At 66.8% G+C, this 12,889-nt stretch carries 8 protein-coding genes; all 8 read left to right on the top strand.

Annotated elements, in window-relative coordinates:
• Window positions 1-60: 60 nt before the first annotated feature.
• The gene (gene ilvD, locus AC1DGD_RS18705; protein ID WP_476857803.1) at window positions 61-1,782 is read left to right on the top strand and encodes a dihydroxy-acid dehydratase; all 1,722 of its coding nucleotides are present in this window, start codon (window positions 61-63) and stop codon (window positions 1,780-1,782) included.
• Window positions 1,783-2,257: 475 nt separating this feature from the next.
• Window positions 2,258-4,156, top strand: coding sequence for an acetolactate synthase large subunit (locus AC1DGD_RS18700; protein WP_476857802.1), 1,899 nt, complete (start codon window positions 2,258-2,260; stop codon window positions 4,154-4,156).
• Between the two features lie 2 nt (window positions 4,157-4,158).
• On the top strand, window positions 4,159-4,671 hold the full coding sequence (gene ilvN / locus AC1DGD_RS18695; RefSeq protein ID WP_018773531.1) for an acetolactate synthase small subunit: 513 nt from the start codon (window positions 4,159-4,161) through the stop codon (window positions 4,669-4,671).
• A gap of 78 nt (window positions 4,672-4,749) precedes the next feature.
• Entirely contained in the window at window positions 4,750-5,775 is a 1,026-nt protein-coding gene (gene ilvC, locus AC1DGD_RS18690; protein WP_026266449.1) for a ketol-acid reductoisomerase, read from the top strand.
• A 127-nt stretch (window positions 5,776-5,902) separates the two neighbouring features.
• The gene (gene serA / locus AC1DGD_RS18685; RefSeq protein ID WP_028277927.1) at window positions 5,903-7,498 is read left to right on the top strand and encodes a phosphoglycerate dehydrogenase; all 1,596 of its coding nucleotides are present in this window, start codon (window positions 5,903-5,905) and stop codon (window positions 7,496-7,498) included.
• A 205-nt stretch (window positions 7,499-7,703) separates the two neighbouring features.
• On the top strand, window positions 7,704-10,490 hold the full coding sequence (locus AC1DGD_RS18680) for an ABC transporter permease (protein WP_476857801.1): 2,787 nt from the start codon (window positions 7,704-7,706) through the stop codon (window positions 10,488-10,490).
• Entirely contained in the window at window positions 10,487-11,254 is a 768-nt protein-coding gene (locus AC1DGD_RS18675) for an ABC transporter ATP-binding protein (protein ID WP_018773527.1), read from the top strand. Before AC1DGD_RS18680 ends, AC1DGD_RS18675 begins: the two co-directional genes overlap by 4 nt.
• 9 nt (window positions 11,255-11,263) lie before the next feature.
• Window positions 11,264-12,823 (top strand): methionine--tRNA ligase, encoded by a 1,560-nt coding sequence (gene metG / locus AC1DGD_RS18670; protein WP_476857800.1) that lies wholly within the window; start codon window positions 11,264-11,266, stop codon window positions 12,821-12,823.
• Window positions 12,824-12,889: the final 66 nt, after the last annotated feature.

Here is a 12,889-nt window from a genome sequence, read left to right as displayed (position 1 = left end):
CCGCTTAACGCTCCGTTCTTGGGTCGTTGGCGCCTGTAGCAGAGCCCTAGACTTTGAGCCATGAGTCAGGACACCCACACAGCAGCAGACACCAAGCCGGACATCAAGCCCCGCAGCCGGGTCGTTACCGATGGAATCCACGCCGCCCCCGCGCGCGGCATGTTCCGGGCGGTCGGCATGGGCGACGACGACTTCGCCAAGCCGCAGATCGGCGTGGCGAGCTCGTGGAACGAGATCACCCCCTGCAACCTTTCGTTGAACCGGCTCGCCCAGGGCGCCAAGGAAGGCGTCCACGCCGGCGGCGGGTTCCCCATGCAGTTCGGCACCATCTCCGTCTCGGACGGCATCTCCATGGGCCACGAGGGCATGCACTTCTCCCTGGTGTCCCGCGAAGTCATCGCCGACTCCGTCGAGACGGTCATGCAGGCCGAACGGATCGACGGCTCTGTGCTCCTGGCCGGCTGCGACAAGTCGCTGCCCGGCATGCTCATGGCCGCGGCCCGCCTGGACCTGGCCGCCGTGTTCCTCTACGCCGGCTCCATCATGCCCGGCTGGGTCAAGCTCGAGGACGGCTCCGAAAAGGAAGTCACCCTCATCGACGCGTTCGAGGCCGTCGGCGCGTGCGCCGCCGGCAAGATGAGCCGCGAAGACCTGGACCGCATCGAAAAGGCCATCTGCCCGGGCGAGGGCGCCTGCGGCGGCATGTACACCGCCAACACCATGGCCTGCATCGGCGAGGCCCTGGGCATGTCCCTGCCCGGCTCCGCCGCACCGCCCTCCGCGGACCGCCGCCGCGACGCCTTTGCGCACAAGTCCGGCGAAGCCGTGGTCAACCTCCTGCGCCTGGGCATCACCGCCCGCGACATCATGACGCGCAAGGCGTTCGAGAACGCCATCGCCGTCACGATGGCCTTTGGCGGTTCCACCAACGCCGTGCTGCACCTGCTCGCGATCGCCCGCGAAGCCGAGGTGGAGCTGACGCTGGAGGACTTCAACCGGATTGGCGACAAGATCCCGCACCTGGGCGACCTCAAGCCGTTCGGCCGCTACGTCATGACCGACGTCGACAAGATCGGCGGCGTGCCGGTGATCATGAAGGCACTGCTCGACGCCGGCCTGCTGCACGGTGACTGCCTCACCGTCACCGGCAAGACCGTGGCCGAGAACCTCGCCGCGATCAACCCGCCGGACCTGGACGGTAAGATCCTGCGCGCACTGGACAACCCGATCCACAAGACCGGCGGCATCACCATCCTGCACGGCTCGATGGCCCCGGAAGGCGCCGTCGTCAAGAGCGCCGGCTTCGACGCCGACGTCTTCGAGGGCACGGCTCGCGTGTTCGAACGCGAACAGGGCGCGCTCGATGCCCTGGACAAGGGTGAGATCCACAAGGGCGACGTCGTTGTGATCCGCTACGAAGGCCCCAAGGGCGGCCCCGGCATGCGCGAGATGCTCGCCATCACCGGCGCCATCAAGGGCGCGGGCCTGGGCAAGGACGTCCTGCTGCTGACCGACGGACGGTTCTCCGGCGGAACCACCGGCCTGTGCATCGGCCACGTCGCGCCGGAAGCCGTCGACGGCGGCCCCATCGCGTTCGTCAAGGACGGTGACCGGATCCGCGTGGACATCGCGGCCCGCACCTTCGACCTCCTGGTCGACGGCGCCGAGCTCGAGGCCCGCAAGGTCGGCTGGGAGCCGCTCCCGGCCAAGTTCACGAAGGGTGTGCTCGCCAAGTACGCCAAGCTCGTCCACAGCGCCTCCACGGGCGCGTATTGCGGCTGATCCTCCGGGCCTGGGTGACCAGGCTTAATAAGGGAAGCTCCGAGGGGCCCCGAACGCACGGCGTCCGCGCCGGGTGTTCGGGGTAGGAGATTCCCGCCCGCCGCCAAAGTGGGCGGCTCGCCGTTCGGTGTCGGGGGCAAGGGGAGACCAGGAGGACCAGCTAGTGGACACCGTTGTCCAAATAGTGAGACACAGGCCGGGCTCGTTGACACCCGTCTCACTCAGAGGGAAAACTGAACGCATGATCGAGATCGTTACAGCCGGAGTCACTGAATTTGAGTGCACTGCAGTCGAGAGCGCTGCCGGTGTTTCCGTCGTACTTACCAAGCGCGTGGCTCATTAGCCTTCACTGGTAACGAACCGACACGCGCAACCCCTCGAAGAGCCCGCCGGCTGAGGGGTTTTTTTATTTCCCGCAGCACCAGAACAATCCAGTAGTTCCACGATCACCGAAGATCCACAAAGGAAGAGTCCGATGAGCAAAGGATCGCCGATCAGCCCCTCGCTGATGGCCACCAAGTCCACTGGAGCCCACAAGGCTCCGGAACGCGTCGAACGTCCGGCTGACGCCGGCGTCGACTCTGCTGCCGTCTCTCCTGTCCTCGGACCGAACAACGTCGTACCCCCGACGGTCATGACCGGTTCGCAAGCAATTGTCCGTTCGCTCGAAGAACTCGGCGTCCAGGACATTTTCGGTTTGCCCGGTGGCGCGATCCTGCCCACCTACGACCCCTTGATGGCTTCCAAAATGAACCACGTTCTGGTCCGTCACGAACAGGGAGCCGGCCACGCCGCGCAAGGCTACGCCATGGTTACCGGACGGGTTGGCGTCTGCATCGCCACCTCGGGCCCGGGTGCCACCAACCTCGTTACCGCCATCATGGACGCCCACATGGACTCCGTGCCGATAGTGGCCATTACCGGCCAGGTCTCCAGCGGGGTGATCGGCACCGACGCCTTCCAGGAAGCGGACATCGTCGGGATCACCATGCCGATCACGAAGCACTCCTTCCTGGTCACGGACCCCAACGACATTCCGCATGTGATGGCCGAGGCGTTCCACCTGGCGTCCACCGGACGCCCGGGCCCGGTCCTCGTGGACGTCGCCAAGGACGCCCAGCAGGGCCAGATGACGTTCTCCTGGCCGCCCAAGATCGATCTCCCGGGATACCGGCCGGTGGTGCGCGGCCACAGCAAGCAGGTCCGCGAGGCCGCCCGGCTCATTTCCGGTGCCAGCAAGCCCGTGCTCTACGTCGGCGGCGGAGTGGTCAAGGCCCACGCCTCGGCCGAGCTGCGTGAACTGACCGAGCTGACCGGCGCCCCCGTGGTCACCACCCTGATGGCCCGGGGCGTGTTCCCGGACTCGCACCCGCAGCACGTGGGCATGCCGGGCATGCACGGCACGGTTTCCGCCGTGACAGCCCTGCAGCAGTCGGACCTGCTGATCACCCTGGGCGCGCGGTTCGATGACCGCGTGACCGGCATCCTGAAGTCCTTCGCCCCGAACGCCAAGGTCATCCACGCCGACATCGATCCGGCGGAAATCTCCAAGAACCGCACGGCCGACGTCCCGATTGTCGGCTCGGTCAAGGAGATCATCCCGGAGCTGACCGAGGCCCTGCGCCTGCAGTTCGAAGCCTTCGGCACCCCGGACCTGACCACCTGGTGGGCCTTCCTTAACAACCTCAAGGAAACCTACCCGCTCGGCTGGACCGAACCCGAGGACGGCCTCAGCGCCCCGCAGCGCGTCATCGAACGCATCGGCGCCCTGACCGGTCCCGAGGGCGTCTATGTCGCCGGCGTCGGACAGCACCAGATGTGGGCCTCACAGTTCATCAAGTACGAACGCCCGCACGCCTGGCTCAACTCCGGCGGCGCCGGCACCATGGGCTACGCCGTGCCGGCGGCCATGGGCGCCAAGGTGGGCGAACCGGACCGCGTGGTCTGGGCGATCGACGGCGACGGCTGCTTCCAGATGACCAACCAGGAACTGGCCACCTGCGCGATCAACAAGATCCCCATCAAGGTCGCCATCATCAACAACTCCTCCCTGGGCATGGTCCGGCAGTGGCAGACCCTCTTCTACGAGGGCCGCTACTCCAACACCGACCTCAACACCGGACATGACACGGTCCGCATCCCGGACTTCGTCAAGCTGGCGGACGCCTACGGCTGCGCTGCCTTCCGGTGCGAACGCGACGAGGACATCGACGCGACCATCCAGAAGGCACTGGAGATCAATGACCGCCCGGTGGTCATCGACTTCGTCGTGAGCCCCAACTCGATGGTGTGGCCGATGGTCCCCGCGGGGGTCAGCAACGACCAGATCCAGGTTGCCCGCAACATGACCCCGGAATGGGAAGAGGAGGACTGAACATGACCCGCCACACATTGTCCGTTCTGGTCGAAGACAAGCCCGGTGTGCTGACCCGCGTCGCCAGCCTCTTCGCCCGCCGGGCCTTCAACATCAATTCCCTGGCCGTCGGCCCCACCGAGGTCCCGGGCATGTCCCGGATGACCGTGGTGGTCGACGCCGATGGCGAGCTGATCGAACAGGTCACGAAGCAGCTGAACAAGCTGGTCAACGTGATCAAGATCGTCGAGCTCACCTCCGAATCTTCCGTACAGCGTGACCACATCCTGGTCAAGGTACGTGCGGATGCCGCAACACGCCTGCAGGTCACCCAGGCTGCAGACCTGTTCCGCGCTTCAGTGGTCGACGTCTCCACAGAGTCGGTGGTCATTGAGGCAACGGGCCACCCCGAGAAGCTCACGGCACTCTTGTCAGTGCTGGAGCCTTTCGGCATCCGCGAAATCGTGCAGTCCGGCACCCTGGCCGTTGGGCGGGGATCCCGCTCCATGAGTGACAGGGCCCTCCGCAGCGCGTAACACCGCCGGAGCCGCCCCGTTGTACCGCAGCACCACAGACAATATCTACGAAGAATCCACTCAAAAGGAGACACCCCAGTGACTGAAATGTTTTACGACGACGACGCCGACCTGTCGATCATCCAGGGCCGCACCGTCGCCGTCATCGGTTACGGCTCCCAGGGCCACGCCCACGCCCTCAGCCTCCGCGATTCCGGCGTTGACGTCCGCGTCGGCCTGAAGGAAGGCTCGAAGTCCCGCGCCAAGGCCGAGGCCGAGGGCCTGCGGGTCCTGAACGTTGCCGACGCCGTCGCCGAGGCCGACCTCATCATGGTCCTGACCCCGGACCAGGTCCAGCGCCACGTGTACGCCGAGGACATCGCCCCGAACCTGCAGCCGGGCGACGCCCTGTTCTTCGGCCACGGCTTCAACATCCGCTACGGCTACATCCAGCCCCCGGCCGACGTCGACGTCGCCCTCGTCGCCCCCAAGGGCCCGGGCCACATCGTGCGCCGCGAGTTCGAAGCCGGCCGCGGCGTGCCGGACCTGATCGCCGTCGAACAGAACCCGTCCGGCAAGGCTAAGGAACTGGCCCTGTCCTACGCCAAGGCGATCGGCGGCACCCGTGCGGGCGTCATCGAGACCACCTTCACCGAAGAGACCGAAACCGACCTCTTCGGCGAGCAGGCTGTCCTCTGCGGCGGCGCCTCGCAGCTGATCCAGTACGGCTTCGAAACCCTCACCGAGGCTGGCTACAAGCCCGAGGTCGCCTACTTCGAGGTGCTGCACGAGCTCAAGCTGATCGTCGATCTCATGGTCGAGGGCGGCATCGCCAAGCAGCGCTGGAGCGTCTCGGACACCGCGGAATACGGCGACTACGTCTCCGGCCCCCGCGTCATCACCCCGCAGGTGAAGGAAAACATGAAGGCTGTCCTCGCGGACATCCAGGACGGCACCTTCGCCAAGCGCTTCATCGACGACCAGGACGCCGGCGCGCCGGAGTTCAAGGCGCTGCGCAAGAAGGGTGAGGACCACCCGATCGAGGCCACCGGCCGCGAACTGCGCAAGCTGTTCTCCTGGATCAAGAACGAAGACGACTACACCGAAGGAACAGTGGCCCGCTAGGCATTGCCCGGCAGGGGAGCCGGACACCACATCCTGGGGTCCGGCTTCCCTGCTGTCCAGCACCACCCGCACCACCCGATTCACCAAAATCCCCACCAGATACACAAGAGAGCTAAAGAGGTCACCGGTGACAAGCACCAAACCTGTCGTACTCCTCGCTGAGGAACTTTCGCCCGCCACAGTCGAGGCCCTCGGCCCGGACTTTGAAATCCGCCAGACTGACGGCTCCGACCGTTCCCAGCTGCTCTCCGCGATCGCCGACGTCGACGCGATCCTGGTCCGCTCCGCCACCCAGCTGGACGCCGAGGCCATCGCCGCCGCCAAGAACCTCAAGGTCATCGCCCGCGCCGGCGTCGGCCTGGACAACGTGGACATCAAGGCGGCCACCCAGGCCGGGGTCATGGTGGTCAACGCGCCGACCTCCAACATCGTCTCCGCCGCCGAACTGACCGTCGGGCACATCCTGAGCCTCGCCCGCCACATCCCTCAGGCCAGCTCCGCCCTCAAGGACGGGGAGTGGAAGCGCTCCAAGTACACCGGCATCGAGCTCTTCGAGAAGAAGATCGGCATCATCGGCCTGGGCCGGATCGGCGCCCTGGTCGCGGCCCGCCTGAAGGGCTTCGACACCAAGATCCTCGCGTACGACCCCTACATCACCTCCGCCCGGGCCGCCCAGCTCGGCGTGCAGCTGGTGACGCTCGACGAGCTCCTGGCCCAGTCGGACTTCATCACCATCCACATGCCCAAGACCCCGGAAACCGTCGGCATGCTCGGCGCCGAGGCGTTCAAGAAGATGAAGAGCACGGCGTACGTCGTCAACGTCGCCCGCGGCGGCCTGGTGGACGAGGAAGCCCTCTACACCGCGCTGCAGGCCGGTGACATCGCCGGCGCCGGCGTCGACGTCTTCTCCAAGGAACCCAGCACCGACCTGCCGTTCTTCAAACTCGACAACGTCGTGGTGACCCCGCACCTGGGCGCCTCCACCGACGAGGCCCAGGAGAAGGCCGGCGTCTCCGTCGCCAAGTCCGTCCGCCTGGCCCTGGCCGGCGAACTGGTCCCCGACGCCGTCAACGTCGCCGGCGGTGTCATCGCACCGGACGTCCGCCCCGGCATCCCGCTGATGGAAAAGCTGGGCCGCATCTTCACCGCGCTGACCCATGCCTCCCTCACCCAGTTCGACGTCGAGGTGGCCGGCGAGATCTCCTCGCTCGATGTCAAGGTCCTGGAACTCGCGGCGCTCAAGGGCATCTTCGCCGACGTCGTGACCGAGCAGGTCTCCTACGTCAACGCACCCGTCATCGCCGAGCAGCGCGGCATCAACGTCCGCCTCATCACGACGCCGGACACCGAGTCGTACCGCAACGTTCTGACCCTGCGCGGCGCCCTCAGCGACGGCAGCCAGATCTCTGTCGCCGGAACCCTGACGGGCCCGAAGCAGATCCAGAAACTGGTCGGCGTCAACGGCTACGAGGTGGAAATCCCGATCAGCGAACACCTCGTGGTGGTTGCCTACTCGGACCGCCCCGGCGTGATCGGCACGATCGGCCACATCCTGGGCATGAACAACATCAACATCGCCGGCATGCAGGTGGCACGCCAGACGGAAGGCGGCCAGGTGCTGGCCCTGCTGACCATCGACAGCTCCGTTCCCCAGCAGGTCCTTGACGCGATCAAGGCCGGGATCGGCGCTGACATGGTCCGCGAGGTTGACCTCGAGGACTGAAATCCTCCCCGCGTGGCCCCGGCGGCGGCATGACCGCCGCCGGCGGCCACGAGAGGCCGGCCGGTCTGCGTACAATGGCTAGGACCGAATTTCGGGTCTTGGCCGGCAGACCGGCCTTTACTTTTGCACGCCCGGCACGGGACGCCTTCACTTCCTCAGGAAATGAACTGCGGCGTGCGCACGCAATCCAGCTTTCAGGAGCCCAATGAACGCCGTCCAGAGGTTCATCAGAAGCAGAGTGCTTTTGCTGACCGCGTCCATTTTGATCGTGGCCATGTGCCTGTCCGTGCTCGTCCAGGGTCAGTCCCAGGCGGCGCTGAGCAGGACCGTGGACCAAAACTCCCGGGGGCTCTATGACGTCCTGGTGCAGGCCAAGGCGAAGGATAACGGCGGCCTGATGCAGCCGGACATCGCCACCGGGCAGGGCGGCATCAGCTTCGAGCAGCTGGATTCGATCCGCAAGCTCTCCGGCACCTCTGTGGCCGCCCCCATCAGCCTGGTCTCGCGTGTGACGCAGAACCTGGAGTCGCCGCGGCTGGACGCCACCGACTACCTGGGCTTCAACGCGGGCCTCGCGGGCACCTCCGGCGACCCGACCGCCACGGATCCGAGCAAGTGGCCGGCCGCGGAATCGGTACTGAGCGACACGCCAAAGAAATACCGCCTCACGGCCAGCGCCGTCAGCTCCGACGGCCACTCCGACCAGACCCTGTTCAAGACCACGGCCGAGGGCTCCCTCGGCAAGGCGAAGCTGGTCGAGGAACAGGTCGACGGCGGCAAGAACGTCCGCATCCAGGGCCCGGAGGGCGAGACCGGCATCAAGTTCCCCACCCCGGCCGGCGGCTCCGAGCACAACCTCTTCAACCTCTCCGTTTCCCTGCCGATGGCCCCGCAGGTGACCGAGTCCGTCGTCGCCGTCGACCCCGTCTCCGAACGCGCGCTGCTCGGCACGGCCGGTGACTTCCTGTCCCCGCTGGAGAAGGCCCCGCCCGCGGACGCCCGCAACGCCGGCGCGATCGGCCGGCACTTCGAGAGCCTCTTCACCAACGGCATCAGCATGGACGAACTCAAGGAAGGCCCGGACTTCCTCGGCGTCAAGCTCAAGTACTGGGCACCGCTGATGACCCAGTACCAGCAGGCCAAGCGCGACGGCCAGCTCACCGACGATTCCCAGGCCATCCCGCTGATCGTGCGCTCGGGCACCGCCCTGGACCTGAAGTACTCGGTCAAAATCGAGGAAATCGACGACTCCGGCAACGTCACCAAGGACGTCGGCACCGTGACCCGCTCGCTGGACAAGGACTACCTGCCGTTCGTTTCCAAGTCCCCGTTCGCCCTCGCCTGGCCCGGGTCCAAGGACCTCTCCCAGCTCATGGGCGACACCGGATCCTTCAGCCAGGGCCTCTACAACCCGGCCACCTGGACCACCAACTTTGCCGCCGCCCCGACATACAAGGACGGCGAAACCGCCGCCAACGGCGCCGTTGACAAGAGCGCCACGCCCGGTGACTGGGTCACCGTGAACCGGCTGCCGGACAAGGCCGCCAACGGCGAAGCCGTCGACCAGACCCAGCGCGAGCCTGTAGACGAGCGCTCGTACCGCCAGAACCTCGAAACCGGCAAGAAGCTGGCCACGCCGCTGGCCATGGTCTACGGCACCTTCGACGCCGCGAACGTCAAGGAAGCTGCCGGCGACGTCAACCGGCTGCCCCTGGGCGGCTATGACCCCGCGCCGTTCACCCTGACCAAAGACGCGTCCGGCAAGGACGTCAACACCGAACTCAAGCCGTCGCTGAGCGCCACGGGCCTGGTCAGCCAGTCCGCCGGAGCCATCACCGACTACTACGGCCTCGCCACCGCCCGCGGCTACGATGCGAACGCCAACGTGATCGACGCCGTCCGGGTCCGCGCCAAGGTCCCGGGCAGCTGGAAGCAGGCGCAGCCCGAGGTGGAGAAGCTCGCCAACGAGATCCGGGACATGGGCCTGCAGGCCACCGTGGTGGCCGGTTCGGCCCGCGAAGACGCCAGCATCGCCGTTCCCGGCTACTCCAAGGACGACGCCGGCAAGGAATCGCCGCTGGGCACCGTGCAGCAGTCGTGGGTCCGCCAGGACGCCGCGGACGCCGTGTCCGGCTCGCTGACCGCCACGAACCTGACCCTGCTGTTCCTGACCCTCTGCGGTGCTGCCCTCCTGACCGGCGCCTCCACCGTCAGCTACATCCGCAAACGGCGCAGCGAGGCCGGTACCTTGCGCGCCATGGGCTGGACCCAGCGCAAGATCCGTTCCTGGGTGCTGGCCGAATTCGGCGTCGGCGCCGCGCTGCTGGCCGTCGTCGGAATCGTCCTGAGCCTGATCAGCTGGAGCACCGCCACCGCGGTGGTCTCGGCGTCGGTCCTGGTGCTGTACGCCGGTGCCGCGTTCGTCGCGGCGCAGCAGCTGCGCCACCGCGACGTCGTGGACCAGGAGCCGCAACACGATGAACGGCTCATCGCGGTCGATTCCCCGCTGACCTTCGCGAACCGGCAGCTGAGCACCAACAAGTTCAACACCATCTCCCTGGCCGTTGCTGTCGGTGTCTTCGCCGCGGCCGTCGGCGGACTCGTCGCCCTGCTGATCGACATTCCGCGGGCCGCCGGCGCCAGCGCCCTCAGCGGGCTGGCCGCGGCCAGCATCGCCCTGCCCAGCATCATCCTGGGCGTGTCCGGTGTTGCCGTCGGGCTGCTGCTGACCATGGTCACCGGCCGCTTCGAGCTGCAGGCCAAGCGCCAGTACCTCGGCACGCTGCGGGCCATGGGCTGGAACCCGGACATGCTGGGCCAGGTCCGCTTCTTTGAAAACGCCATGGTGGGAACCGTCGCGCTGCCGCTGGGTGTTGTGGGCGCCCTCGGCATCGGCCTCCTCCTGGCCCCCTACGCCGCGCTGTGGGCCGCAATTGCCGGTCTCGTAGCTGTACTTTGCTGGATTCCGATTGCAACGAAAGTGGTCCAATGACTAACGAGCTGAACCTTGACCGGGAGGCACACGACCGGATGACCGCCAGCACCCGTCGCGGTGCGCACAAGACCCGCGCCAACACAATCGTGAAGGCCACGGACCACGCCACCCCGCTGGAACTGAGCAACATCACCATCCACTACGGCGGCGGCAAAGGCGGTGCCGAGGCCGTCAACGTCGTGGACGACTTCAACATGACCTTGCACGCCGGCGAAATGCACTGCGTCGCGGGCCGCTCCGGCTCGGGCAAGACCAGCATCCTCACCGTCGGCGCGGGACTGACCCTGCCGACGTCGGGCCGGGTGTTCTGGGAAGGCGACTCGCTCGAGACCATGGGCGACGACGAGATCGCCGACCGCCGCCGGGCCCTGATCGGCTACGTCGACCAGGGCGGTGCGCTGATCGACGGGATGAGCGCGCTCGAGAACGTCCTGCTGCCGGCCGTGCCGGACGGCGAGGTCGAGAAGCGCCGCGACATGGCCAAGGACCTCCTGGACCTCGTGGGCCTGGGCCGGCGCATGCGCCACCGCCCGGCGCAGCTGTCCGGCGGTGAACGCCAGCGCGTCGCGATCGCCCGGGCGCTCATCCTCGGCACCCGCGTCCTGGTGGTCGACGAGCCCACGGCCAGCCTGGACCGGGCCGCGGCCAACCGCATCATCAGCATCCTCAAGGACACCACCTCGGACGGCATTGCCGTGCTGGTGGCTTCACATGACCACGAACTGGTCCGCCAGAGCGATACCCTCACAGAACTGATCTAGATTTAGACCGTGACTTCAACTGACAAGACCCCGTTCTACATCACCACGGCCATCACGTACCCCAACGGGGTGCCGCACATCGGCCATGCGTACGAGTACATCGCCACCGATGCGATGGCCCGGTTCAAGCGCCTGGACGGGTACGACGTCTTCTTCCTGACCGGCACTGACGAGCACGGCATGAAGATCGCCCAGACCGCCGAGAAGGAAGGGCTGGCGCCCAAGGATCTGGTGGACCGGAACGCCGAGATCTACAAGGCGGCGCACGCGGCCCTGGGGGTCTCCTACGACCGTTTCATCCGCACCACGGACGCCGACCACTACGCGGCGTCGCAGGCCATCTGGAAGAAGATGGAAGCCAACGGGGACATCTACCTGTCCAAGTACGAGGGCTGGTACTCGGTCCGCGACGAGGCGTTCTACGTCGAGGACGAGACCGTGGTCAAGGACGACGGGATCCGCTACTCACGCGAATCCGACACCGAGGTCACCTGGACGGCCGAGGAGAGCTACTTCTTCCGGCTCTCCGCCTATCAGGACAAACTGCTGGCGCTCTACGAGGCCCACCCGGAGTTCGGTGCCCCGCAGTCCCGGTTCAACGAGGTCATCAGCTTCGTCCGGCGCGGTCTGGAGGATCTGTCCATCAGCCGCACCACGTTCGACTGGGGCGTTCCCGTGCCCGGCAACGACAAGCACGTCATGTACGTGTGGGTCGATGCGCTGACCAACTACCTGACCGGCGTCGGCTACCCGGACGTCGACTCGGACTCCTTCAAGAAGTTCTGGCCGGCCGACGTCCACGTGATCGGCAAGGACATCTCCCGCTTCCACGCCATCTACTGGCCGGCGTTCCTCATGAGCGCCGGACTGGAGCTGCCGAAGCGGATCATGATCCACGGCTTTCTGCAGAACAACGGCGTCAAGATGTCCAAGTCGCTCGGCAACGTGGTGGCCCCCGCGGACTTCGTGGCCCAGTACGGCCTGGACCAGGTGCGCTACTTCTTCCTGCGCGAGGTCCCCTTCGGCGCCGACGGCAACTACAACCACGAGGCAATCGTGGGCCGGATGAACTCCGACCTCGCCAACAACTTCGGCAACCTGGCCCAGCGGTCGCTGTCCATGGTGGCCAAGAACTGCGAGGGCCGCGTGCCCGCGCCCGGCGCATTTTCCGCCGAGGACACCGCGATTCTGGCCCAGGCCAACGGACTGCTTGACGCCGCCCGGGCCGCGTTCGAGAAGCAGGAGTTCAGCCGCGCACTGGAGGCCATCTGGGCTGTCCTGGGGGACACCAACGCCTACTTCGCCGAGCAAGCCCCGTGGGTGCTGCGCAAGACCGACGTCGAACGCATGAACACTGTGCTCTACGTGACGCTCGAGGTGCTGCGGATCGTCGCGATCCTGGCCCAGCCGGTCATGCCGGTGGCGACGGCGGCGATCCTGCACACGCTCGGCCAGCCCGAGGGCGCGGCGCGCCAGTTCTCGGCCCTGGGCACGCCGATCGCCGCCGGCACGGAACTGCCCGCCCCGGCCCCGGTGTTCCCGAAGTACGAGGAACCCGCCGACGCCTGAGCCCCTGCGGCCCTGACGCCCCCGCAGATCCGGCGGCGTTTCGAGTGACGCTCCCGCACTTCCGTT

The organism is Arthrobacter sp. 05T45 (assembly GCF_056395875.1).
This window is presented reverse-complemented; position numbering and strand designations above follow the sequence as displayed.